Genomic DNA, 24,660 nt, shown 5'->3' with positions numbered 1-24,660 from the left:
AATTTTAGATAGTATTGACACAGACAACTAAACAAGTTACAATAACTATAAATTAGTAAGTTACTAATTTGAATTTAAATAAGAGGTGAACAAAATGCAAAACATTTTATTCCGTATTAATGAATTATCAAAAAAAGAAAGAACGTCTGGATTAACAGTTGATGAAAAACAAGAACAACAAATGTTGCGTCAAAACTATACAGAAACATTTCGTGGAAGCCTAGATTCCATTTTATTAAATACAAAAATTGTTGATCCTAATGGTCTTAACGTTACACCAGTTGCATTACAAGATGCTCAAATACGTTTAAAATTAAGCAAATGAGTTCCGAGCTAAAGAATTTCAATAAAACATAAAAAGAGCTGGATTTCCTATATAGAAATTCCAGCTCTTTTTATTGTCTTTTTTAATTTAGTAAACGAGCGATACATCGCAATTCTCCACGACACAATCATCGCAAATGCAAGTAAGAAAAACATTCCACTTAACTCCGCTAAATCAATCGATTGACTTAAATATGATTTCAACGCTACTCGTACAGCTAATAATCCGACTAAAATAAATATAAATGCTTTTGACGGTTTCATATATATTTGTTCGTCTCTTATTTCAAACTTCGTTGTTTTTATAAGAAATACAGAGAAAATAAGCCCTGCAATAATTGCTTCTATTATTTCTAACGACGTTAATCGGAATTCCGGTAAAAAGTACATCATTGCTCCAGTACTCATAAAAATTGGCGGCAATATAATTTTCTTTTTCGTTACCGGTTTTTTCGCTGCTTTAAAGCGCAGAAACATGACACCAACAGCCATACAAACCGCTAAAATACTTGATAAAAGTGCTATCATACTCTTCCCACTCCTATCTATTTAAAAGACTTTTTGAGCAAAATCATAAACCAAACGAGCCCGATACTTATAATAACATGACCTAATCCAGCCATATGGCTTAAACCGTAAAAGTCAGTTCCATTTACTTGTAAAAGACCTCTCCATAGCATTGTAGCAATAGTAAAGATTACTCCTACATTATAAACAACAAACCATGCACAAAAGCTCTTTGTTTCTTGTACATGAAACACTTTACATAAAGCTAAAGCAATTAAAAAGAATACAAAACCGAGCACTAATACATGTGTATGCACTAATTGCAACATTGTGGATCCTTTAATTCCTTGTGCTTTCGTATACTCTCTTGCAAATACACCTGATAATAAACCAATAATTAAGTAAATAAATGCCGCATTATATAATTTCTTCATTCTATTCCTCCTGTTGTAAACTTTCTATATTCGCTGCAATTATTTTAAGCGAAGTTTATGAACGGAGTATGAACAAAATATTACATTCAATTTTTGAAAATAAAAAAGCCATTCCACAAATAATAATTGTAGAATGGCTTTTCAATTTATTTTAAATCTTCTATTGAGAAAGCACCTGGAAGTAATTGCTCAACAGTCACTTCTTTTTCATCACCTTTTACATTCGTTAATAATACAGGCATTTTCGGATCACAGAATTCAGCAATTACTTGTCTACACGCACCACATGGTGAAATCGGTCCATCAGTTTCTCCTGTAATAACTAAGTAACTAAAATCGCGCTCACCTTCTGATACTGCTTTAAATATTGCTGTTCTTTCTGCACAGTTACATAAACCGTAAGAAGCATTTTCTATATTACAACCAGTATAGATTTTCCCTTCTTTCGTAACTAACGCTGCGCCAACAGGAAATTTAGAATACGGAATATACGCTTTCGATAACATCTTGTTTGCTTCTTCAATATATTTTTTCTTATCCATATTATTTCCCCCTCAAAGTAAATGAAATGATGATTAGTCAGTAATAACTGTATGAACTAATTTAGGAGCCATTGCTGTTTCAGCGATAGAGATGTTCTCATAAATTTTTGCTTTTACATCTTCTACATTTTCACGATTTGCGTAGATTGTTACGAATGGCTCGCCTTCTTTTACTGCATCGCCAACTTTTTTACGTAACATTAATCCTACTGCTAAATCGATTTCATCTTCCTTCGTTGCACGACCTGCACCAAGTAACATAGCTGCAATACCAATCTCATCTGCAACAATGTTAGAAATAACACCTGAAGTTTTTGCAGGTACATCAATTACATACTTAGCTTGTGGCATTTTTTCTGGATTGTCTACAATTGAGCTATCTCCGCCTTGATTGCTTAAGAACTCTTTAAATTTCTCAGTTGCTTTTCCGTTTTTCATCACTTCAATTAGCATTTCACGAGCTTCTTCTAACGTATTTGCTTTTTTCGCAAGTACGACCATTTGGCTACCTAATACAAGTACTAATTCTGTTAAATCTTCTGGACCTTCACCTTTTAACGTATCAATCGCTTCTTTTACTTCTAGAGCGTTACCAATCGCAAAACCAAGCGGTTGTGACATGTCCGAAATAACAGCCATAGTTTGACGTCCTACATTATTTCCGATACGTACCATTGCATGTGCTAATTCTTTTGCATCTTCTTCTGTTTTCATAAATGCACCAGCACCTGTTTTTACATCAAGTACGATTGCGTCAGCACCAGCTGCAATTTTTTTACTCATAATTGAACTTGCGATTAAAGGAATTGAGTTAACAGTTCCTGTTACGTCGCGCAATGCATAAATCTTTTTATCTGCAGGTGTTAAGTTTCCTGTTTGTCCAATAACAGCTACTTTGTCACGGTTTACAATATCAATAAATTGTTCTTTTGTAATTTCAACGTGGAATCCTTCTACCGCTTCTAATTTATCAATTGTTCCGCCTGTATGTCCTAAACCACGACCAGACATTTTTGCTACTGGTACATCTAAAGCAGCAACTAATGGTCCTAATACTAAAGTTGTGGTATCACCAACACCGCCAGTTGAATGTTTGTCTACTTTAATTCCTTCAATTGCTGATAAGTCGATCGTTTCACCAGACTCAACCATCGCCATCGTTAAATCTGCACGTTCGCGATCTGTCATATCTTTAAAGAAGATTGCCATTGCAAGTGCACTCACTTGATAATCAGGAATACTTCCGTCTGTATATCCATTAATAAAGAATTTGATTTCTTCAGTCGTTAATTCTTTGCCGTCACGTTTTTTTGCAATAATATCTACCATTCTCATTACAATCACCATTCCTTTTTATATTATACGAATCTATTAAAATAATAAGCCAACGATTGTTGCTGATAAGAAACTTACTAACGTTGCACCGAATAGTAATTTCAAACCAAATCTTGCCACTACATTCCCCTGCTTTTCATTTAAGCTTTTAACTGCCCCTGCAATAATTCCAATTGAAGAGAAGTTTGCAAATGAAACTAAGAATACAGATATAATCGCTGTCGTTCTATCTGAGAAATTAAAGTTTCCTTGTGCTAAATCTGTCATAGCGACAAATTCATTTGATACTAATTTTGTTGCCATAATATTTCCGGCATTAACTGCTTCATGCCAAGGCACACCCATAATAAATGCAAATGGTGCAAATACATAACCAAGGATTTCTTGGAATGAGATACCAATTACACCTTTAAATACTGCATTGATGAATGCGATAAGAGCAACGAAACCGACTAGCATAGCTGCTACTGTAATGGCAACTTTAAATCCGTCTATAATGTATTCACCTAATACTTCAAAGAAAGTCTTTTTCTCTTCTTCTTGCACTTCTAACATATCTTCTTCCTCAGTAACTTCATACGGGTTAATAATAGAAGCAATGATGAAGCCACCGAATAAGTTAAGCACTAAAGCGGTTACAACATATTGTGGTTTTAATAACACCATATATGATCCAACGATAGACATAGAAACTGTAGACATTGCAGATGCACATAATGTATACATTCTTTTCTCTGGCAATAACCCTAGTTGTTTCTTAACTGAAATAAACACTTCAGATTGTCCTAAAATCGCAGAAGCAACAGCATTATATGATTCTAGTTTCCCCATTCCATTTACTTTACTTAATGCTAAACCGATAGATTTCACAATAATAGGTAATACTTTAATGTGTTGTAATATACCTATTAGTGCCGAGATAAATACGATTGGCATTAATACACTTAAAAAGAACGAAAACTCTTTTTGATTTACTAGTCCACCAAATACAAAATTCACACCGTCAGCAGCATATTTTAATAACTCTCCAAAACCATCTGCTATTCCGCTAATTAATATATTCCCTACACTTGTATTTAATAATAAAAATCCCAAAATGAATTGTAATATAACCATCGTTATGATTGGGCGATATTTGACTTTTTTTCTATCATTACTAGCAAGCCAAGCGATACCTAAAATCAATACGAGGCCTAAAACACCGATTAAGTATTTCATAAGCCGTCTCCTCCCATTCGTATCCGCTTACATTTTTTTCAATTATTAAAGCAATAGATACACTTTACTTTGTGTATCTATCGCTTTTGACTTCATTAATGATTAGTAGTTATCTGTAGCACCTTTTGCATCATTTAATACGATTGCAACACTAGCACTTGCTCCAACGCGAGAAGCTCCAGCAGCTACCATTTTGTCTGCATCTTCACGTGTACGAACGCCACCAGATGCTTTTACACCAACGTTTGGTCCTACTGTTTTACGCATTAATGCGATATCTTCAGCAGTTGCTCCGCCAGTTGAGAATCCAGTTGAAGTTTTTACGAAGTCAGCACCAGCTTTTACTGATAATTCACAAGCGCGTACTTTTTCTTCATCTGTTAATAGGCAAGTTTCAATGATTACTTTTACAAGAGCTTTTCCTTTTGCTGCTTGTACTACTTCATAAATATCTTTTTCAACAAGTTCGTTGTCGCCATCTTTTAAAGCGCCTACGTTGATTACCATATCAACTTCAGTTGCACCTTTTGCGATAGCATCTTTTGTTTCAAATGCTTTTGTTTCAGTAGTGCTTGCTCCTAATGGGAAACCGATTACAGTACAAACGTCTACATCATGTCCAGCTAGTTCATCAGCCGCTAATTTTACCCATGTTGGGTTAATACAAACAGAAGCGAATTTATATTCCTTTGCTTCTTCAATTACTTTCATAACATCTTCTTTAGTAGTATTAGCTTTTAAAATTGTATGGTCAATTAACTTTGCAATGTTCATTATCTTCACTCCTCATATCTTTTAACAACTTCATTCTAACTCTTAGTTGAACAAATGTAAATACACTTTTGAAATTTTGTTCATTATTTTTAAAAAGGAATTTTCTTGTAGTAAATAAAGCGCATTCTAACAAAGAACATTTCAAATATATAATCAAAATTTTTATGTTAACAATGGTAGTATGTATCTCCATATCCATAATTATTTTTAAAAAGGCAACTTGTGTTCAAAAAACTCCTATCATTCATACATAACAAAATAAAAGGCGTTCTCAAAATTAACATCTTGAGAACGCCTTTTATTTCTAATCTTTTTGATAATGTAACAATTCTTTTGCTGTATGCTGATCGATAATTAATACATTTGCATACCCGCCACGTAACGCACCATCAATTGCTTTGATTTTTCTATTACCACCTGCAACTAAAATAGAACGTTTCTTTAATTTCAGTTCTTCTAACTCAATTCCAATGGTCCGCTTATTAATTTCTTCACTACTAATATTTCCGTCCCCATCAAAGAATCGTGAACAAATGTCACCGACCGATTGTTTTTTGAGTAAACTCGTTTCACCCTTATCGAAATAACCTAATCGGAATAATAGCGCTTCGTCTCGCACTGTTCCTACAGTGAAAATTGCAATATTCGCTTGCTTCCCCATTTCGATAATATGATGAATATGTCGATCCTGCTCTACTAATTCTTTTGTCACTGCATTATCAAATATAACTGGAAGAGGTAGATTTCTTGGCGTCGTTTGAAAAGCATCTGCAAATAAAGCTATCGTTTCATTCGCATATGTATTTACACTTGAATGACTAATACCACCTTTTAGCTGGACAACCTCTACCCCTTTTACATGTTGCGGTACGATTTTTCTAGCGATTTCATACATAGTCATTCCCCAGCTTACACCAACAATATCACCGTTTTTAACTGTCTTTTCCATATACTCAGCAGCATATTTACTTATATACTCTGTAATCGTTGCATATTCCGGTACTGGAGAAAATACAACATGTGCCTCTAACAAGTTGTATTTTTCTTTCAGTAAATTCCCAACGTTATCTAAATCCGCAAATGGATCAGCGATGCTAATTTGAACAAACCCTTTTTCTTTCGCATACTTTAACAATCTAGAAATTGTTGGTCTTGAAATATTTAATTTGTTAGCAATTTCTTGCTGACTATAATCTGATTGATAATATAATCTTGCAACTTCAACGCTTAATTGTTGTTTATCTTTTTCCATAGTAACTCATTACAAATCCCTTCCTGTATTTCCCTTTCGTTACAAGCATTATACAGCTTTATGCAAAAAAATTCGACTACCGAATTTTATCTATCTGAACTTCTACTACACTTAATATATAATGAAAACTTATTGTGTAGATTTACAAACTCAATATAGATACGCTTGAAACATGTAAATCGATTAACATTTAATTCACATTTTTCTGTAGTAACGATAACAAAGCCGTTCAATAAGAAACATGAAACATCATCTAAAAACTATTCAAATACCCCTTATAAACAGAAGATACTATTTATAAGGGGTATTTATTCAATTTAATTTTATAAAAATTGGATGGAAACAATGCAAGTTCTCACTTATTTAGAATAAGTGAAAAGATGATGTTTTATTTGTTCAATAAAATAATGATGGTGTATATTATCGTTAGATACTCGACTTGCCATAATAGCCCCCTCCATTGAAGAGGCAAGAAAGGAAGCGAGTGATATAACCTCTATATCTTCTTTAAATTCTTGTTTCTCTATTCCTTCTTTTATGAGAGAAGCCATTAACATTACTGTATCATCATAACCTTTTGCTGCTGCTTTTTGTAATTCTGGAAATACTCCAGTACTTTCAATGGCACTATTAAGTAATGGACAGCCTCCAGCAATAGGAGGATTATTAGCTGCATCTTGATATACAAGGAAAATTGCAAGGATTTTATCAATTGCTGTTTTTTTATTTTCCATTGCTTTATGAAAATGACTCCACATAATCTCACCACTTTTGTCGTAGGCAGCAAGGACAATTTCTTCTTTACTTTTGAATCTACGATAAATAGATCCTTTAGGTAGTTCAGTAGCTGTCATTATATCCTGAATGGATGTGCGAGTTATCCCATTAGTATTAAATAAATATAAAGATGTTTCAATAATTTTTTCTTTAACCTTATCAACTTTAGTCATGCTTTGTAATCCTCCTAATGAAAACGATCCTAATATTCTAGGTAATGTTTACCCTCTATTTTCTTAATTTTTTTGTAAGTATAAATAAGTTTGGAACAGAAATATCTTATCAATCCCTATCTTATGGAAACCTCAAAGAATACAGTTTGAAAAGAAGTTAATCAAATTTTATTACCTACATAAATTAAGTGAATTTTCCGTCAAAACAACATGACCAATTGTTTAATTCAGTCATATTATACAACTAATTTTATCTAAAATCGTAGAGGTGTAAAAATATATAGTTAAATTTAATGTATAGACATATGATTATTATATATAATTTTTATCAATATGTTTAGCTAAAGTGTTTGAACTACTCCCACTTTCACTTCATTCTATAAAAGATTAACCATTAATGATTACTGGAATTAAATTGTAACAAACCAACTGAAATATAAATATATTTGCTTTTTTCCATTTTGATTTTGTTAATACTTTATAAAAAGGGTTTAAAAAACTAGAAACTTGTAGTATCATTAGATTTCGATTCGGACTGAACCGTCCGGTTTATAATCTTGTATAAATATATTTAGAAGGAGAGCGTTATGCAGAAAGAAAAATCAAAAATTATAGGTAATTTAATTATGGGGGCAATACAGTGAACTTTATAAAAATGAATAAAAAAGAAATCATTATGCTAATAATCTTTACACTGTTTGTACCATTTCAAATTGGTTTGTACATATTATTTGGCATATCACTTTTAGCTAATGTCAATTTAGTTGAATCAGAATTTGTTCTTAGTGCCATCGGTTTTACTGTACCTGCTATTGTAGGAATCATTTGCTTTAGGAAAGAAATTATTGAAAGTTTTACTTATTTTAAAGAGAAGACAATTTTGAAAATAGTAAGTATTCCTATGGTAGTTTTATTTACGTTAATTGTGGAACAATGTGTTATGCATTTTCTAGCAACTGGTCAACCAGAGAACCAAGAGCAGCTCCTTGAAACGGGTGCAGAGGTACCTCTTGTATTTACATTGCTTGTATTTGGTATTCTGGGTCCAACACTTGAAGAAATTGTGTTTCGCCACATATTAATAAATCGTTTTTCTTACCATATTGGTACTGCTATTGCATCTATCATTTCGATTATGATTTTTACACTTCTTCATACGAACCAACTTGCGGATATTGCTATTTATTTACCTGGATCGTTGATACTTACTGCGGCTTATCTTATTTCTAAAAGATCCATTGCATATGTTATAGCGATACATATGTTAAACAATTGCCTTGGTTTCATTCTGTAAGAAACCAGACTTGTTTCTGATACCAAAAATATTCTATGTTTCTATCAAGCATTTTTGGCACCAGAACTACTTTTTCTATGACATAAGAAAGCTAATCAAAAATTATAAAATATTAGGAGAGTGTCAGTCATGATTGTAACAACAACTTCTGGAATTCAAGGTAAAGAGATTATTGAGTATATTGATATTGTAAATGGTGAAGCTATTATGGGTGCAAATATTGTCCGCGATGTATTCGCTTCCGTTCGTGATGTTGTCGGTGGCCGTGTTGGTGCTTATGAAAGTAAACTAAAAGACGCTCGTGATATTGCAATGGGCGAAATGAAAGAACTTGCAAAAGAAAAAGGTGCGAACGCTATCGTTGGTATTGACGTAGATTACGAAGTTGTTCGTGATGGAATGTTAATGGTTGCTGTCAGTGGTACAGCTGTGCGTATATAAGTAAATAAAAAACGGTTCCTCCCTTGGAATTTATACTTTGATGGGAGATCCTGGTTCTGTTGCAGATTTTAAAGAATAAAACGAGAAATAATCAACTTTTTTATTTCTCGTTTTATCTACATATTTATTTTTGGAAAAATAACCTAACTCCAAATACTAACAATACTATGCCCGTAATACCCTCCATTGTACGGTTCACTCTTTCTTTTCTTAAAAAAGTTCTTAATTGACGTATGAGTGAGATGTAAAGTAAATACCATATTGCTGTCAAAGTCGTAAATGTGACTCCTAATAAAAGAAATTGGAGGAAATGATTTTGATTACTCACAATAAATTGGGGTAAAAAACTAAGGAAAAATACAGCGGTTTTTGGATTTAAAATTGCCGTAGTAAATCCTTGTCTAAAGCTTTTAATTGCCCCAATATCCTTAGAGTCCATTTCTGCTGAACCTGACATATCTTCTTTTTTATGTAAGGCACTTTTAATTGACTTTACAGCTAAATAAATTAAATAAACAGCCCCAGCATATTTTATAAATGTAAATAACATAGCAAATTTCATTAAGATAGCAGAAAGTCCTAACGTAGCCATTATTGTATGAATCATCATTCCAGATATCGTTCCTAAAACAGTCTTTATCCCGCCATTTTTACCATGCGAGATAGTATTTTTTGTAACTAGTGCAAAACCAGGACCAGGCATCATTATGATTAGCATTGCTGTAAGGATAAATAACAAATAATTTTCCATGTTGTAGTATTTCCTCTCCAATTTTTAGTTTTGCTTACAGTATAGCTTTTTTCATTAAAACATTACATATAAAAGACTTGATCAGAAATTTATTTAGGTTATTCGTATCAATTTGATTAAATATTACCCAATAGCCACATTGATAAAACATATGACAAACTTATATATAATTACAAGTTCAACTCTCACAAAAAAACAGGATAAAAAAATAAACAGCAGAACTAGTCCACTGTTTACTTTGCCACACCTTCATGTAATTTTTCTGTATAATCCTTTACATCTTTCCAGCTATCTTTCGCTGTATGTAAATCTTCTTTTATAAACGTAAACTCTTCCGGACTAATCCCTTTTACGTTTTGTAGTAAATTATTATATTTTGCACCTACTGTATACCATTGATTTGATATGTTTTGTAGTGCTGTAATTGCTGCATCGATTGTTTCTGTCATGTTTGTTGTTTTATTTTTTACATCAGTCAAAATTACGACTTCTGCTTGTGCTCCTGAAATTCTATCTTTTAAATTGGCGATTTCTCTTTCTGCATTTGCGATATCTTTTTTCGCAACCGCAATCATCGGCCCGCCAGCAAGACATGTTATTAGAGCTACGCAAAGTACGCCACCAGCAATGACCATATCATTACTCTTTTTAATCGAATCGTTATATGTATTTATTTGTTGCTCTAGAGCTGGAATACCAGCATTCGTGCTTGCCAATATCGCTGTTAACTGATTTGTATCCTCTTTGAAACTATTTGTATCTTTCGCCATTCTATCGCGAAAAGCTTTCAAATTCCCTAATAATCCATCTACCTCATTTTGATTCTTCACAATATCCGCATACAACTTTTCTAAATCCGCTTTTAATTTTCCGCTATCCTTTTGATCAATCGCTATTAACATGTCATTATAATAAGATTGAAAAGTATTATTGTAATTTACAATATTTTGATCTGTTTTCATAATTTGAGGCTTCATATTATTTAACCAATATGCTGCATTAATTTTTGCATCTCTTTGATGCTGAATCATATTCCCTTTAAATTCACTATTAATCGAACTTATTTTACTTAAATCCGTCTCTTGTTGATTTTGAATTAATTTTGCATATGAATCCATTGCAAATATGCTTGATGTCGTTTGTGCCATTACATCTTGGAATCCTGCTGGTCCAAGAGAATAGTTTTTCACATTTTCTTGTAGCACCTTTACATTTTGTTCTGCTGCAAAAGGATGTAAAGGAAATGCGTTACTCGTTGCCACCCCAGCAATCATTACCGCTAAAAGACATTTTTTATAAAATCGTTTCTGCATATTTTTCACCTATTCTCTTTATAAGGATATCAAAAGCTCCTGCTCACAACTGAACAGGAGCTTCAAATCATTCATCAACACTTAACGCTCTAACGATTCGTATTCAATTATGCTTTTTTCGTGTCTACTACTTTAATATCTTCAGCATAAATCTTTTCTGCATAGTCTTTAATGTTTTTCCAGCTATCTTTCGCAATGTTTAAATCTTCTTTAATGAAAACAAGATCGTTTGGACTAATTGAATCCACATTTTGAAGTAAAGAATTGTATTTTGATCCCATTGTATACCATTGGTTTGAAATGTTTTGCAACGCTGTAATTGCAGTATCAATCGTATTTGTTAAATACTCAGTTTGTGTTTTAATGTTCGTTAACCCAGCTACTTCTAATTGAGCAGTTGTAATTTGTCCAGTTATTTTTTGAATTTCAGCTTGTGCATTGTCAAGTTCTTTCTTCGCTAATACGATACCAGCTGTACCACCGCCTACAGCTGCTGCACCACCTGCAATTAATGCGACTCCTAGCGGTGTTCCTGCGCCCGTAGCAATAACTACTGCACCACCAATAATTGCAATTGGTCCTAGAGCTGTCGCAACAGATGAACCGATAATAATTGCATTATATTTACTAATTGCCTCATTGTACGTTGTAATTTGATTTTGCAGAAGCGGAATTCCTGCATCTTGACTAGCTAATATAGATGTAATTTGATTTGCATCACCCTTGAAGTTTTGCGTATCCGACGTCATTTTATTTCGGAATTTTTTCAAGTCTTCTACTAACTGATCCACTTGCGCTTTATTTTCATTAATACTACTTGATAATCTAGTTAGGCCTTTCGTAAGAGTCGTTTTATCTTTTGCATCTACCGCAGCAACTAAAGTATCATAATAGTTTTGGAATTTAGTATTGTAGTTAATGATGTTTTGATTCGTTGAAATAAGCTGTGGCTTTAATACATCTAACCATTGCTTCGCATTTCCTCTAGCTGTATCTTGGTGCTGAATCACTTTTCCTTTTAAAGCTGCATCAACAGTCGATACATTTCCAAAGTTAACATTACCTTGTTTAATAATTGTTAAAGCATACAGATCCATTACTAAAGCATTTGAACCTGTTCTTTCCATTGCATCTTTCAAGCCTTCTGGTCCTAATGAATATTCTTCATAGTCATTATAAGCTTTTGCTACCGCATGAACTGGAGCTTGTTTCACTGTACTTTCAGCTGCATACGTATGAGCCGGCATAATATTTCCTGCTGCAAATACTGCCATAAGTGCTGATAGAGCCATTACTTTATATGGTTTTTTTGTCATTTTTCTTCTCTCCCTATATCGCTAATTATTTTTCTATTTAATGTACTTCAACGTTTGTAACGTAATCTTCAAATTGATTTGTTTGCTTATTCATTTCATCACTTACTTTTTTAATTTGATTAAAATGTTTTTGAAGTAAACTACTGTCTGTATACGTGCCTTCTTCAACATTTGTTTGAATTTGAATCATATTATTATTTAAAACTTTCCAATCGGTTAATAACGTTTCTAAAGTTGTAATTTGACGATCAATTAATTCTGTAAAGCTATTTACTTGATCTTCAACGAATGTAATTTGAGTCGCCTCTGCTTCAGTTTGTGATAACTTTTGAATAAGTGGCAATAACTCTTTTTGCTTTTGCTGAATGCGAAGAGCTGCTTCTCTCGTTTGACTATCTGCAGCATTTACAATTTCATTACTTAAAGTACCGATAGAAACAAAATCGATTGTTTTCGTTTGTGCAGTTTGATTTGTGATTGTAAATACTTGTTTACCGATATTAATAGAACCTTTAATGATTTCTTGAGGTCTATTCAAAATAGCAGTTAGTTCAGCTTGAATTTCCCCTTGAATTCTTTTAATATCTTCTCTTAATTTCACAATATCTCCACTTGATCCTTGCAGTGTTTTTATTGCTTCATCGGCTTTAATTGATAAATTGTTACTATCTTTGTCTAATACTGTTTTAAATCGATTTAACTCTAATAAATCTTGCTCCATACTCTCTTGGATGCTCTGTACTTGCAATTGTAATTTTCCATATGCACTCATAAAATCTGCTTTTGCTTGCTGATCTTCATTTACATTTCCTGCTAGTTCATAGAGCTTACTATAATAACTATTGAATCTAGTGCTGTATCTCATCATCTCTTGATTTAAGTCAATTAGCTTCGGATTATATTCATCAATCCACTCTCGTACATTCGCCTTTGCAAACTTTTGATGATTCGTTAAGCTACTCATCGCATTTACCTTAATGTCTGGCTGTTGCAAAATAATTAATCCGTATGCTTGAATAAGCGGTGATTGTGATCCTAACATTCTAATTGAATTGGATAATGTATTTGGAGCAATTACATTTTGCGCATATACTGTTTTCACTTCCGTTTGCCCCTCCTTAGCGTAAGCGCTTACAGGAATGAAGCAACTCGTAGATACTGCTGTAACCAATAACCCTGTAATTAAAGTCTTTTTCACTTTAACTCCTCCTATGTATTAGCAACTATTACTATCGCATTTTATTATTCTATTTTCTTGCCCATAATTTGAGATGGTTAAAATAGAGAACGTTCTCACCGTGATCTATGTATGAACCACCTCTCTCGTATTCCTACAGCACTTACTTATCGTCACAAAACATTTTATTATTTTTCATATGTGTTTAGTATGAATAATATTGTATAAATTTTCTATTCCATCGAAATTCTCACATTCACACAGTGAATATATTACTTAAAAATATTATTCATTTTAAACTAAACAACATACATAAATATGAAATTTTGTTTTGTTTTCATATAAGTTTTGTACTGTAAGGTCATTTAAACACAGCTGTTTATATAACGTAAAGAAGTATTTTCATTCCCTTTATTTTCAAGCTTTCATGTCCTTATTTCAAAATATAATCCGATTCACTTTATCGATTGAAATATCTACATATCACAACAGAAAACACTACTTGCAAATAACCAATAAAATTATATCAATATAATCTTTAACCCCATATGCAATTATGCATAGCATATACACAAAAAGGATAGCTTCATTTTCACGAAACTATCCTTAAAAAATCTTCTTATTTTTTCAAATGATATGGAACTGTCGTAATAACAACATTTCTTTTATAAAGTAAATACGCACGTATGAGTAAACTGGATTGATTATGAAGAATGTTATGCCAACCTTTTTTCGGAATGAACTGTGGTATAACGACCGTAACGCGGTAATTCGATTCACTTGCCTTATATTGCACTGTATCAATAAACTTTGTTAGCGGCTGAATAATACTTCTATAATGAGAATGTAATGTAACAAGCCTTACTTCAGGTTGCCACTTCTTCCATTTCTCTTCAAATTTCTTTTCCTCTTCTCTGTCAAAAGCAACATATACTGCGATAACTTGATCTGCCGAAAGAGATTTTGCATAGTTCAACGAATTTTCTACTACATGCGTCATACCTGCTACAGGAACGACAATTACATTCCCCTCAATTGGAATAAGAGGTTCGCAAGTTTTTAAACTTAATTGATCACCCACTGCATCATAATGCTTCTTAATTCGATGGAATAAGAAGATAATAACTGGTAAGAAAATAAGAATCGACCAAACTTGTGCAAATTTAGTTAAGAAGAACATGCTCATTACGATAAAACTAATAACTGCACCAATTAAATTAATTGTTAATCTTAAAGCCCATCCTTCAGGCTTTTCGCGAAGCCATTTTAATACCATCCCTGTTTGAGAAAGTGTAAATGGAATAAATACACCTACTGCATATAATGGAATTAAATGTTCTGTTTGTCCTTGGAAAGCTACAATTAAAATAATCGAAGCAACTCCAAGTATAATAATACCGTTTGAGTAACCCAGACGGTCTCCTCTAATCGTAAACATTCTCGGTATGAATTTATCTTTTGCAAGGTTAACCGCTAATAAAGGAAATGCAGAATAACCTGTATTAGCAGCGAGAATTAATATTAAAGCTGTTGTACCTTGTATGAAATAGTACATGAAATTACGTCCAAATGTTTGTTCAGCAATTTGAGAAACAACTGTTACTTCTTTACTCGGAGTCACTCCGTAATAATAAGCTAAAAATACAATTCCTGAAAATAACACAGCAAGTAATGCACCCATTGCAAGCAATGTTTTTGCAGCATTGTTTGGCGCAGGATCTTTAAAGTTCGGAATTGCATTTGAAATTGCTTCAACACCTGTTAAAGCAGAACTACCTGATGCAAATGCTCTTAATAATAAAAATAAACTAATCCCTGCAACTGGTGTACCAATCGGCGCATGTAAAGTAGGTGAAACATGACCAGTTAAAATATTATATATACCCACACCAATTAATATAAATAGTGCTAAAACGAATAAATAAACAGGATATGCTAAAACGGAAGCTGATTCCGTTACTCCTCTTAAATTTAATATCGTAATTAATATAACAAATATAACCGCAATAATTACGTTATGTGCATGTAAGCTAGGAAACGCAGACGTAATTGCATCTGTACCAGCGGACACACTAACGGCTACAGTTAAAATATAGTCAACTAATAAAGATCCTCCAGCAATTAAGCCTGGATTCATCCCTAAATTTTCTTTTGATACAACATACGCTCCCCCGCCATGCGGATAAGCAAAAATAATTTGTCGATAAGATAAAATAAGGGCTGTCAATAATACTAATACTCCAACAGCGATCGGAATGGAATACCAATAAGCGATCGCTCCAACACCTGCTAAAGCAATTAAAATTTGCTCTGGACCGTAAGCAACTGATGATAATGCGTCAGAAGATAAAATAGCTAAAGCTTTCGTTTTATTAAGCTTTTGTTCTCCAAGCTCTGTTGATTTTAACGGTCTTCCAATTAAAAATCTTTTAATAGATGAAACCAATGCTGTCCACTCTCCAATAATTTTGTACGAACTTTTCTGCTTGTTACAGCCAGTAAACTATTTCTTCAGAAAACAAAAAATGTCTACAAGCCATAGCGAAATAGACTTGTAGACATTATTTTTTTTGTCGCACAAGCTCCACCTTCCTTCTCAATATAACGCTTACGAGGTTAGCTGTCGGATTCGGGCCTATGAGTAGCCCTACCTTTTTCAAGGATTCACCCCATCGGATTATGTACTAATCCGTAAAAACGGGTCCCCCGTACCATGCGGTTTCAGCGATTTAGAAAATTGAAACTGTGGATTATAATACTCCTTTATTTTCAAAAAGTAAACAAAAATTTTTAATAAGAAAAAAATTAAAATGATTGTGCATAATCCACTGAGAAATATACATAATGAATACTAAAAAATCCACAAAGGAGACCCATATGTCTAAAGAAAAGAAGCCTATTTTTTCCGATTCATATTTAGATGCAGTAGCACATGAAATTAATCAGTTATATGGTAAACGTGAACAGGAAATAAATTTGACAGATAGAACGAAAAGAAATAAATAATTTGTCATAAAAAAAATAAAAAAGATAGCAATACACTTATATATTGCTATCTTTTTTATTTTTTCATACATCTAATTCTATTACAGATTTGTTAAAGGTCATCTCTTCATACACCTTTAAATTTTGATATATAGTGCTTAATAATGGTGCCGTTATAGAAAATTGCTCTGCTACATCCAGTAAATATCCTTGCAAGTGCTTCCCTTCAATAAACGAACCCTTTTCCATATCACGTTGCATCGATGACTTCATATCATACGAAATTTTATCAATCGTTTTCATATGTTCCTGGGCAATATTAACCTTTATTGGAGCTCCTAATACTCTCATGATTTGTACAGATTCCTCAAACACATTACGGATAAAATCACGGCCGCCTTCACTTTCACGGATTGGTCCAATTGGTGCGCGCATTAACGTTGTCACACCGGACATTACAGTAATAAATAAATATTTATGCCACATATCTTGCGTAATATTTTCACTTAAAACAAAACTAGATTTCGTACCTGCAAATGCTTTAGAAATATGCTTTACTCTCTCTGAATTTTGAGACTTAATTTCTCCAAACACAAGTCTGTTGGCAGCGCTAGTTTGTACAATTTCTCCTTGATCGTTTAACGTCGTCTCGATAAAGCATAAACCGCCAAGTACTTTTTCTTCGCCGAATTCTTTTTGTAATAGTGATAAATGAGCGATACCATTTAACAATGGAATGATTACAGTACCTTCGCCAACAAACGGCTTCAAATCTTGAATTGCCTCGTTTAAGTGATACGCTTTTGTTGAAAATAAAATGACATCAAATGGAGAAGTTCTCTCTTCCTTCGTTATTAATTTCGGTTGAAAGGAAAAATCCCCGTTAACACTTCGGATTACAAGTCCTCTTTCCTCTAATTGTTTTTTCCGTTTACTACGAACAAGAAATGTAACATCTTCTCCCTTTTCGACTAATCTGCCACCAAAAAATCCTCCGACTCCACCAGCGCCTAATACTAAAATCCGCATACAGCATCCCCCTTTTCAAAATACAATTTCATAACTTTTAGTATACATAACATTATACATGTCCTCTGCTAAATAAGCTGAATTTTCACTCTCAATCGAGTATAAAACAGTGGTTATTTTCAAATAAATTTGGGCATGTTGTTTCTATAGCATATATGGAAAGGAAACAATGTAGATGGAGGCAATACAAGCAATTGAGGAAAAAGATGTAGCAACAGCTATATTTCAATTTATATTCCCGTTTTCGTTTAAAGCTGGATATGAACAAAATATGTTCCCATTCTTACAAAAAAACGATTTCCGTCCTTTTCGGCTCGATCATCTCGATGATGAAAATACATATTATGGGGAGTTTAAAGTTTCACATCAAAATATGGAAGCATACTATCTTTCATTTACAAATAAAATTCTCTTTCCTCACTCAGAGCATCAAAAGGGCTTGCAACGTTATTCAAAGGACCTTAACTTAACTGGACATTTAACAACAAACCTTATTTCAATTCCATTCAAGATACACTCTATTGATGTAACACTTTGTCCTTATGAACTTGGCTTCTTAACAATTCGAACAGAAGTAAACACTACTCTAAACATGACTTTATCTGAAGCAATCGAATTTGCTGCTCGCTTCCGTGTACTTGAAACTAAAAATGATACAAATGAGACTATTTGTATTGAATGTAACGGAAAAAAGTATTCCCAAGTTGAAAAATTCATTTTTGGTTATTTATTTCATGGCGTAACTGATTTCTTTGAAAAGAAGAGATTAAGAAGTTCATACTTTCAAACCTTTCCTTTCTTCGAAGACCAAAGAATGTACGTCCAAACTTTATTGTCACTAAAAGAAAGTTTGGAACTTAATGAAGTGGATGTTTATCGTACTTCTAGTCTTTCCGGATTAACAAGTGATGGTAAGCCATATGTGAGTGCAAATAACCTTCCTTACATTCATGACTATTTAAAAAAACACGCTTACCAGAGATGGGCTCCAAATCGTTATTTCATAATGGAAGAACATATTTTTACATGTGTAACAAATGAAGGAGAACGCGAAATCGCTAAACTTGCTAGTCAAATGTACGGGGAATTTTATTACGCTTTATTATTAAACCTATTCCATAAAATTGTTTTATTAAAAATGGCAAACGCCTATGCTGAGCTAAACATTGAACAAGATACTAATGAAATAGAGAAATTAATTTATTCGATCAATTCGTTCACTGCTAATTATTTTTCTTTAGAATTAGTATCCCAATCACAAAGTGAAGATATTTTCTTCCGCTTAAGAAAACTTTTTAATATTGAGGTTCTATACTCGAACGCGAAACAAAATCTTGATAGTTTGTTTAAATATCAAGAAAATGTCACCTCTAAAAAAGATAGCCTTTTATTATTAATTTTAACGCTCTACTCTGTAGTGGGCCAAATGTTAGGGTTTACTATGATTGACCTTTTAAGAAACACCGATTCAAACAAAATATCGTCACCTCTTGAATTTTTCGCTCTATTAATTGCAATTAGCGGCATTGTCATTTCACTTATTTTAGGAGCCCAAAGTTTATACCAATGGGGTCTACAACATAAACGAAGAAAAGCTTGGGTAAAACAAACTGTACTTTCTGCCGTTAAAGAGAAAGAAGATAAAAATTAAAGAAGGTTATTTTCAAATTCTTGGCGCGCTGCAGTAAGTGAAATTTTCATCAGCGATTTTCCGATTATATCGGCGCAACTCGAAATATATCAGCGATTTTTTTAATATATCGACTTACCGACAAAAACCGACAAATAACAGGACCGGATAATAAAAAAAGGGTGCTCCAAAATTAAACTTGGAGTACCCCTTTTATTATACGAATTCAGTTTACTTCCCTGCTTCGATTTGCTCTAATGCAGCAGCTACTTGCTCTTCCGTTAATTCATGTTGTATTACGTAGCGGTTACGTGGACTTACACGACATTCATGAGAACATGCACGTAAATATTTCGCTTCGTTTTCTTCAGAACATAAAATTTTCTTATTACATTCTGGATTTGAACAGTTTACATAGCGCTCACAAGGTTCACCTGTAAAGTGGTCTTTACCAACGATAACATGTTCTTTTTGGTTTACTGGTACAGCGATACGCTCATCGAACACGTAACATTGTCCATCCCAAAGCTCACCTTGTACTTCTGGGTCTTTTCCGTACGTTACAATTCCGCCGTGAAGCTGACTTACATCTTCATAGCCTTCACGAACTAACCAACCAGAAAACTTCTCACAACGAATTCCGCCTGTACAATACGTTAAAATCTTTTTACCTTCAAGTACTTCTTTATTTTCACGAATCCAATCTGGTAATTCACGGAATGATTCGATATCAGGTTTAATCGCACCTTTGAAGTGACCTAAATCAAATTCATAATCATTTCGTGCATCAATGATAACTGTATCTTCTTGTTTCATTGCTTCATAAAAATCTTTTGGCTCTAAATACTTCCCAGTTATTTCGTGTGGGTTAATGTCATCTTCTAGACGAAGTGTAACTAACTCTGGACGAGGACGCACGTGCATCTTCTTGAATGCATGACCATCAGCTTCATCTATTTTAAATACGATGCCATCAAAACGTGGATCATTGTTCATTGCTTCCATGTATTTCTCTGTTTGTTCTACAGTTCCAGAACAAGTTCCGTTAATACCTTCTTTTGCTACAAGAATTCTTCCTTTTAATTCAAGTGAATTACAAAATGCTAAATGCTCTGCCGCGAATTCTTCTGGGTTTTCAATTGTTGTGTACATGTAATATAGTAATACTCTGTATGGTTTTGTAGTTGCCAATGTATTTCTACCACCTATCTAATTTTTTAAATCATGTATAAGTTAACGTTCATATCAAAACATATATAATAAGAAAATGAATCCCATTTTCTTTTCTTTATACTATTTTCTATCAGTTAACAAAAATAAAAAACAAGATTACACATCAAAACACTATGGTTATGTTGTAATCCCAATATATTATATATCATACAAATGCAATTCCATCAATTAATATGCTGGATTATCGGCTTTATGTTCACATAAATTTCAAAATTGACCCTTTAATTTATTATGTTCCCCCACGTCATCACACCATAAACTCCCAATTTATTTTACGTTATCACACCATCCATTGCGTAAAGGCATATAATTTGCATTAAGGAAACTTTCGTGTTCAAATGAAATTATCACATAACATATTTAAATGTATTGAAATAATGAGTAAGAATAAATACAATAATTTCATCAAGTTAACATTTTAAAGGGGAAAACTACTATGAATAAAGATATAACAAAAGATGAACATCTCCCTTCTGAAAGTACAACTGTACAATCAGCTCATTTAGCTTTAAGTGGAGAAACAAAAGGCTGGAAAAGACTGTTACCATTTTTAGGACCCGCTTTTATCGCGTCCGTTGCTTATATTGATCCTGGCAACTTTGCCACAAATATCGCAGCTGGTTCACAATATGGATATTTACTATTATGGGTTATACTCGCTTCTAACTTAATGGCTGTATTAATCCAAACGTTATCAGCTAAATTAGGAATTGCTACAGGAAACAATTTACCCGAAATAGCTCGTGAAAACTTTCCAAAGCCTGTGTCTATCGGCTTATGGATACAAGGTGAACTAGTTATTATGGCTACAGATTTAGCGGAATTTATTGGAGCTGCTTTGGGGCTTTACTTACTATTTGGAATCCCGATGCTACCTGCCGCTTTAATTACTGCAGCCGGATCATTTATTATTCTTGAGTTTCAACGTAGAGGATTTCGTCCACTAGAAGCTATTATTACAGGAATGATTTTCATTGTAGTAATTGCTTTTGGGATTCAAGTTTTTTATGCAAAACCAGAATTAAGTCCCCTTCTTTCAGGACTATTTATTCCAAAATTCCAAGGTGTAGACAGTATATTACTTGCAGCAGGGATTTTAGGTGCAACAGTTATGCCACATGCAATATACTTGCATTCTGCATTAACACAACGCCGCGTGGTCGGAACAACTGACGAACAAAAGAAAAAGATTTTTCGTTTCGAATTTATCGATATTATTATTGCAATGGTTATTGCTGGAGCAATTAATGCAAGTATGTTAATTGTTGCTGCTGCACTATTCTTTAAAAACGGCTTGCACGTTGAAGATTTAGATGTTGCTTACACTCAATTTACCAATTTAGTAGGTCCTGTATCGGCTGCATTATTTGGGATTGGACTTTTATCAGCAGGACTATCTAGCTCTTCTGTCGGTACAATGTCGGGTGATATTATTATGCAAGGTTTCATTCGCATGCATATTCCGTTATACTTACGCCGATTTATTACAATGATTCCACCATTAGTTATTATCGCTTTAGGTGTAAATCCAACTTACGCTCTAGTCATGAGCCAAGTCGTCTTATCATTCGGTATTGCATTTGCGCTAGTACCACTTATTATGTTTACAAGTAACAAAAAGATTATGGGTGCACTCGTTAACCACCGTATAACAACATTTATCGCTTGGATAATTGCAGCACTCGTTATCATTTTAAATATCTTCTTACTGTATCAAACATTTGTAGGATAATGAAAAAGGGTATTCCAATTTTAATTTGGAATACTCTTTTTTCATTATTTGTATTAATCCTATAAAGTCTTTTTAAAATAAATTATATACTCTATTTCCAGCCAATAACTTCCTTACACCTTGAATAATCTTTATTTTCAGATTAAATTATATAATAACAAATACATTCTATTTTCATGTGAAAAGGAGCGAAAATATGTTTCCTTTATTAAAAACTGAAAGACTCATTTTAAGAGAACTTACCGAAGAAGATGCACCGCGTATACTACAATGCTTTTCTAATACTAATGTACTGCGCTATTATGGCCAAAAACCGTTACAAGATGTTGATCAAGTGAAACAAATCATTCATAACTTTAAGTTGAGTTACAATGCAAGAAGCGGTATAAAATGGGGAATCGAATTAAAAGACACGAAAGAACTCATCGGTACCATTGGTTTTCATGATTGGTCTTCTGAGCATAAACGAGCCAATATAAGTTATGCCTTTTTGCCTGAACACTGGGGAAAAGGATATGCGACTGAAGCTGTTTCTGAGGTTATATCATACGGTTTCCATACAATTCATTTAAAGCGGATTGGAGCAATTGTATTTCTTGAAAATGAAGCTTCCAATAAAGTACTATTAAAATTAGGCTTTGAAAAAGAAGGCGTTCTAAAAAATTATATGTATCAAGATGATGTCCCATATGATACGAATTTTTACGCTTTATTAAAATCGGTTTAATAGAATTCATGTGTAAAAAACCTTACTTTTAAAAAGTAAGGTTTTTTGTATTTATTCATTAGCAATATAAGCATTCTTATAAGTATAAATACCACCAAATTGATGCTTTTCAATTCCTTTTACATAATCCTTTTGTACATATGCTGAGCCAATATGATAAAGCGGCGCTACCGCAGCATCTTCTAATAATACCTGCTCGGCTTCTCGCAACGCTTCCCATCGGTTTTCCGTATCTAGTACAAAATCCGTTTTCGCTTTCTTTATTAATTCATCGTAATGAACATTAGAATAATTCATTTTATTATTCGGATTCCCTGTCGTAAATAACTCTAAATAACTAATTGGGTCTTTATAGTCAGGTCCCCAATTTGCCATAGTTATATCGTAATCACCTGCTTGTTCTAACTGTAATTTTTGCTTAAATGGCTGTTGTTTAATTTGTATCGCGATTCCTTGCAAATTCTTTTCTAAATCACCTTTTATATATTCTGCCATCCGTTTTGCATTATCTTGTTCAAACGTTAAAAACTCGAGGTTTACTTGCTCTACTTCAAGCTCTTTTTTCGCTTCTTTCCAAATCTTTTGCGCATTTTGCAAATCATATGAAGAAAGATCTCCGTTTTCTTTTCTAAAATCTTTACCGGTCACTTCATTTACATGACCAACTGGTACAAGCCCGCTTGCAGGTTTTGCTCCGTTATTAATAAAGTGAGCAACGAAATCATCCTTATTTAACGCTAATGAAATAGATTGACGCACCTTTTTATTTGCTAACGCGGTATTTTTTTCATTAAAACGAAGCATAGCAATTCCAGGATCACTCGACATATGTAATTCCTTATTCCCTTTATACTTGTCTACAACTTGCGAATTAATAGGTACTCGATCCAAATCTCCGGCTTCATATAAATTTACAGCTGTCATTGTATCCTTTACGATATGAAAGTTTATTTCGTCTAATTTCACTTTCTTTCGATCCCAATATGCAGCATTCTTTTTTAATTGAAACTCTTGTTCATGCTTCCATTTTTCTAATACAAATGGCCCGTTATATATGAGATTACTAGGTTCCAATGCATAATTGTTTCCTTGTTCTTTCAAAAATGATTCATGCTGTGGTAAGTATATAGGTAGTGCTAACAACTGTAAAAAATACGGAACCGGCTGTTCGAGTTCAACTTCTAACGTATAATTATTTATTGCTTTAACCCCAAGTGCATCAAGAGGCATTGTTCCCTTATTAATCTCTTTCGCATTTTTCACATAAAAGAGCATGTATGCATATTGAGATGCCGTTTCAGGGTTAATTGCACGTTTCCACGCAAATATAAAATCATTTGCTGTTACATTATCTCCATTTGACCATTTTGCATCTTTACGCAAGTTAAATGTATATTTCTTACCATCTTCACTTCTTTTAAACGATTTTGCTACTGCTGGAGTAGGCTGATCTTGATCATTTAATACATATAACCCTTCAAATATGTTTTGCATAACGTGTGCTGATGTACCATCCATCGTTTTCGCAGTGTCCAGAGAAGGAATTTCTTCTGATACTGTTACATTTAACACTTGTTTTTTAACCTCTGTATCACTTTTATTCGCTTTATTATTACAAGCTGTTAATAATAAAGATGTAACAAGTGCCATTACCATTAAATGGCTCTTTTTTCGCTTCATGAGTTGTTCTCCTTAA

General features: G+C 33.2%; 23 protein-coding genes and 1 riboswitch. Of the genes, 7 read left to right on the top strand and 16 right to left on the bottom strand.

Annotated features, from left to right (window positions below; genetic code table 11):
* Positions 1 to 94: 94 nt before the first annotated feature.
* Positions 95 to 325, top strand: coding sequence for a DUF896 domain-containing protein (locus MHB52_RS09825; RefSeq protein WP_001179616.1), 231 nt, complete (start codon positions 95 to 97; stop codon positions 323 to 325).
* 47 nt (positions 326 to 372) lie between these two features.
* On the opposite strand, the gene MHB52_RS09820 is transcribed toward MHB52_RS09825, so the two are convergent.
* From MHB52_RS09820 to MHB52_RS09785, 8 genes are all read right to left on the bottom strand, one after another.
* Complete coding sequence (locus tag MHB52_RS09820) at positions 373 to 852, bottom strand: CcdC family protein (protein WP_000561044.1); 480 nt, start codon at positions 850 to 852, stop codon at positions 373 to 375.
* Positions 853 to 869: 17 nt separating this feature from the next.
* Positions 870 to 1,265 carry a DUF2871 domain-containing protein gene (locus tag MHB52_RS09815; RefSeq protein WP_000737876.1) on the bottom strand — a complete coding sequence of 132 codons (396 nt, stop codon included), beginning with the start codon at positions 1,263 to 1,265 and terminating at the stop codon, positions 870 to 872.
* A 146-nt stretch (positions 1,266 to 1,411) separates the two neighbouring features.
* Positions 1,412 to 1,807 carry a cytidine deaminase gene (locus MHB52_RS09810; RefSeq protein WP_000358532.1) on the bottom strand — a complete coding sequence of 132 codons (396 nt, stop codon included), beginning with the start codon at positions 1,805 to 1,807 and terminating at the stop codon, positions 1,412 to 1,414.
* 33 nt (positions 1,808 to 1,840) lie between these two features.
* Complete coding sequence (locus MHB52_RS09805) at positions 1,841 to 3,142, bottom strand: pyrimidine-nucleoside phosphorylase (protein ID WP_061664479.1); 1,302 nt, start codon at positions 3,140 to 3,142, stop codon at positions 1,841 to 1,843.
* Between the two features lie 36 nt (positions 3,143 to 3,178).
* Positions 3,179 to 4,360, bottom strand: coding sequence for a NupC/NupG family nucleoside CNT transporter (locus tag MHB52_RS09800; protein ID WP_000876192.1), 1,182 nt, complete (start codon positions 4,358 to 4,360; stop codon positions 3,179 to 3,181).
* Between the two features lie 102 nt (positions 4,361 to 4,462).
* Complete coding sequence (gene deoC, locus MHB52_RS09795; RefSeq protein ID WP_001017441.1) at positions 4,463 to 5,134, bottom strand: deoxyribose-phosphate aldolase; 672 nt, start codon at positions 5,132 to 5,134, stop codon at positions 4,463 to 4,465.
* A gap of 304 nt (positions 5,135 to 5,438) precedes the next feature.
* Positions 5,439 to 6,386, bottom strand: a complete 948-nt coding sequence (locus tag MHB52_RS09790) for a sugar-binding transcriptional regulator (protein ID WP_000409785.1) — start codon at positions 6,384 to 6,386, stop codon at positions 5,439 to 5,441.
* A gap of 359 nt (positions 6,387 to 6,745) precedes the next feature.
* Positions 6,746 to 7,336 carry a TetR/AcrR family transcriptional regulator gene (locus MHB52_RS09785; RefSeq protein WP_000169648.1) on the bottom strand — a complete coding sequence of 197 codons (591 nt, stop codon included), beginning with the start codon at positions 7,334 to 7,336 and terminating at the stop codon, positions 6,746 to 6,748.
* Between the two features lie 640 nt (positions 7,337 to 7,976).
* On the opposite strand from MHB52_RS09785, the gene MHB52_RS09780 reads away from it, so the two are divergent.
* Positions 7,977 to 8,630: a CPBP family intramembrane glutamic endopeptidase gene (locus MHB52_RS09780; protein ID WP_016117590.1), complete on the top strand. Its 654-nt coding sequence runs from the start codon at positions 7,977 to 7,979 to the stop codon at positions 8,628 to 8,630.
* 129 nt (positions 8,631 to 8,759) lie between these two features.
* Positions 8,760 to 9,071, top strand: coding sequence for a heavy metal-binding domain-containing protein (locus MHB52_RS09775; protein WP_000637518.1), 312 nt, complete (start codon positions 8,760 to 8,762; stop codon positions 9,069 to 9,071).
* 124 nt (positions 9,072 to 9,195) lie between these two features.
* Here the strand turns inward: MHB52_RS09775 and MHB52_RS09770 are convergent, their stop codons facing one another.
* The 5 genes from MHB52_RS09770 to MHB52_RS09750 form a co-directional block, all read right to left on the bottom strand.
* A complete protein-coding gene (locus MHB52_RS09770) occupies positions 9,196 to 9,822 on the bottom strand; it encodes a LysE family translocator (RefSeq protein WP_000433001.1) in 627 nt (208 codons plus the stop codon).
* A 233-nt stretch (positions 9,823 to 10,055) separates the two neighbouring features.
* Positions 10,056 to 11,135, bottom strand: coding sequence for a non-hemolytic enterotoxin NHE subunit C (nheC, locus tag MHB52_RS09765; RefSeq protein ID WP_061663942.1), 1,080 nt, complete (start codon positions 11,133 to 11,135; stop codon positions 10,056 to 10,058).
* Between the two features lie 107 nt (positions 11,136 to 11,242).
* On the bottom strand, positions 11,243 to 12,451 hold the full coding sequence (gene nheB, locus MHB52_RS09760; RefSeq protein WP_000162981.1) for a non-hemolytic enterotoxin NHE subunit B: 1,209 nt from the start codon (positions 12,449 to 12,451) through the stop codon (positions 11,243 to 11,245).
* Between the two features lie 37 nt (positions 12,452 to 12,488).
* Positions 12,489 to 13,649: a non-hemolytic enterotoxin NHE subunit A gene (gene nheA, locus MHB52_RS09755; RefSeq protein WP_061663941.1), complete on the bottom strand. Its 1,161-nt coding sequence runs from the start codon at positions 13,647 to 13,649 to the stop codon at positions 12,489 to 12,491.
* A gap of 598 nt (positions 13,650 to 14,247) precedes the next feature.
* Positions 14,248 to 16,074 carry an APC family permease gene (locus MHB52_RS09750; RefSeq protein ID WP_000254884.1) on the bottom strand — a complete coding sequence of 609 codons (1,827 nt, stop codon included), beginning with the start codon at positions 16,072 to 16,074 and terminating at the stop codon, positions 14,248 to 14,250.
* 144 nt (positions 16,075 to 16,218) lie between these two features.
* Positions 16,219 to 16,365, bottom strand: a riboswitch (cyclic di-AMP (ydaO/yuaA leader).
* 140 nt (positions 16,366 to 16,505) lie between these two features.
* Between MHB52_RS09750 and MHB52_RS09745 the strand changes: the two genes are divergently transcribed.
* Positions 16,506 to 16,634: a hypothetical protein gene (locus MHB52_RS09745; RefSeq protein WP_000031871.1), complete on the top strand. Its 129-nt coding sequence runs from the start codon at positions 16,506 to 16,508 to the stop codon at positions 16,632 to 16,634.
* 63 nt (positions 16,635 to 16,697) lie between these two features.
* Here MHB52_RS09745 and panE read toward each other — a convergent pair whose 3' ends face one another.
* The gene (gene panE / locus MHB52_RS09740; protein ID WP_061663940.1) at positions 16,698 to 17,642 is read right to left on the bottom strand and encodes a 2-dehydropantoate 2-reductase; all 945 of its coding nucleotides are present in this window, start codon (positions 17,640 to 17,642) and stop codon (positions 16,698 to 16,700) included.
* Between the two features lie 175 nt (positions 17,643 to 17,817).
* Here panE and MHB52_RS09735 point away from each other — a divergent pair, with 175 nt between their 5' ends.
* On the top strand, positions 17,818 to 19,293 hold the full coding sequence (locus tag MHB52_RS09735; RefSeq protein WP_061663939.1) for a hypothetical protein: 1,476 nt from the start codon (positions 17,818 to 17,820) through the stop codon (positions 19,291 to 19,293).
* A gap of 210 nt (positions 19,294 to 19,503) precedes the next feature.
* Here the strand turns inward: MHB52_RS09735 and trhO are convergent, their stop codons facing one another.
* A complete protein-coding gene (gene trhO / locus MHB52_RS09730; protein ID WP_000246214.1) occupies positions 19,504 to 20,463 on the bottom strand; it encodes an oxygen-dependent tRNA uridine(34) hydroxylase TrhO in 960 nt (319 codons plus the stop codon).
* A gap of 478 nt (positions 20,464 to 20,941) precedes the next feature.
* Here trhO and MHB52_RS09725 point away from each other — a divergent pair, with 478 nt between their 5' ends.
* The gene (locus tag MHB52_RS09725) at positions 20,942 to 22,237 is read left to right on the top strand and encodes an Nramp family divalent metal transporter (protein WP_001030677.1); all 1,296 of its coding nucleotides are present in this window, start codon (positions 20,942 to 20,944) and stop codon (positions 22,235 to 22,237) included.
* A 196-nt stretch (positions 22,238 to 22,433) separates the two neighbouring features.
* Positions 22,434 to 22,964, top strand: a complete 531-nt coding sequence (locus MHB52_RS09720) for a GNAT family N-acetyltransferase (protein ID WP_053514141.1) — start codon at positions 22,434 to 22,436, stop codon at positions 22,962 to 22,964.
* Between the two features lie 51 nt (positions 22,965 to 23,015).
* On the opposite strand, the gene MHB52_RS09715 is transcribed toward MHB52_RS09720, so the two are convergent.
* Positions 23,016 to 24,644 (bottom strand): peptide ABC transporter substrate-binding protein, encoded by a 1,629-nt coding sequence (locus MHB52_RS09715; RefSeq protein WP_000823521.1) that lies wholly within the window; start codon positions 24,642 to 24,644, stop codon positions 23,016 to 23,018.
* Between the last annotated feature and the right edge of the window lie 16 nt (positions 24,645 to 24,660).

Source organism: Bacillus sp. FSL K6-0073 (assembly GCF_038006085.1).
Lineage (GTDB): Bacteria > Bacillota > Bacilli > Bacillales > Bacillaceae_G > Bacillus_A > Bacillus_A cereus.
This window is presented reverse-complemented; position numbering and strand designations above follow the sequence as displayed.

Excerpts from the sequence above, each read along its gene's own strand:
- MHB52_RS09815 (WP_000737876.1), bottom strand. The coding sequence starts at position 1,265 with ATGAAGAAATTATATAATGCGGCATTTATTTACTTAATTATTGGTTTA.
- panE (WP_061663940.1), bottom strand. The coding sequence starts at position 17,642 with ATGCGGATTTTAGTATTAGGCGCTGGTGGAGTCGGAGGATTTTTTGGT.
- deoC (WP_001017441.1), bottom strand. The coding sequence starts at position 5,134 with ATGAACATTGCAAAGTTAATTGACCATACAATTTTAAAAGCTAATACT.
- MHB52_RS09775 (WP_000637518.1), top strand. The coding sequence starts at position 8,760 with ATGATTGTAACAACAACTTCTGGAATTCAAGGTAAAGAGATTATTGAG.
- MHB52_RS09810 (WP_000358532.1), bottom strand. The coding sequence starts at position 1,807 with ATGGATAAGAAAAAATATATTGAAGAAGCAAACAAGATGTTATCGAAA.
- MHB52_RS09720 (WP_053514141.1), top strand. The coding sequence starts at position 22,434 with ATGTTTCCTTTATTAAAAACTGAAAGACTCATTTTAAGAGAACTTACC.
- nheC (WP_061663942.1), bottom strand. The coding sequence starts at position 11,135 with ATGCAGAAACGATTTTATAAAAAATGTCTTTTAGCGGTAATGATTGCT.
- MHB52_RS09770 (WP_000433001.1), bottom strand. The coding sequence starts at position 9,822 with ATGGAAAATTATTTGTTATTTATCCTTACAGCAATGCTAATCATAATG.
- MHB52_RS09715 (WP_000823521.1), bottom strand. The coding sequence starts at position 24,644 with ATGAAGCGAAAAAAGAGCCATTTAATGGTAATGGCACTTGTTACATCT.
- MHB52_RS09745 (WP_000031871.1), top strand. The coding sequence starts at position 16,506 with ATGTCTAAAGAAAAGAAGCCTATTTTTTCCGATTCATATTTAGATGCA.
- MHB52_RS09735 (WP_061663939.1), top strand. The coding sequence starts at position 17,818 with ATGGAGGCAATACAAGCAATTGAGGAAAAAGATGTAGCAACAGCTATA.
- MHB52_RS09820 (WP_000561044.1), bottom strand. The coding sequence starts at position 852 with ATGATAGCACTTTTATCAAGTATTTTAGCGGTTTGTATGGCTGTTGGT.
- MHB52_RS09805 (WP_061664479.1), bottom strand. The coding sequence starts at position 3,142 with ATGAGAATGGTAGATATTATTGCAAAAAAACGTGACGGCAAAGAATTA.
- MHB52_RS09825 (WP_001179616.1), top strand. The coding sequence starts at position 95 with ATGCAAAACATTTTATTCCGTATTAATGAATTATCAAAAAAAGAAAGA.
- MHB52_RS09790 (WP_000409785.1), bottom strand. The coding sequence starts at position 6,386 with ATGGAAAAAGATAAACAACAATTAAGCGTTGAAGTTGCAAGATTATAT.
- MHB52_RS09800 (WP_000876192.1), bottom strand. The coding sequence starts at position 4,360 with ATGAAATACTTAATCGGTGTTTTAGGCCTCGTATTGATTTTAGGTATC.
- MHB52_RS09725 (WP_001030677.1), top strand. The coding sequence starts at position 20,942 with ATGAATAAAGATATAACAAAAGATGAACATCTCCCTTCTGAAAGTACA.
- MHB52_RS09785 (WP_000169648.1), bottom strand. The coding sequence starts at position 7,336 with ATGACTAAAGTTGATAAGGTTAAAGAAAAAATTATTGAAACATCTTTA.
- nheB (WP_000162981.1), bottom strand. The coding sequence starts at position 12,451 with ATGACAAAAAAACCATATAAAGTAATGGCTCTATCAGCACTTATGGCA.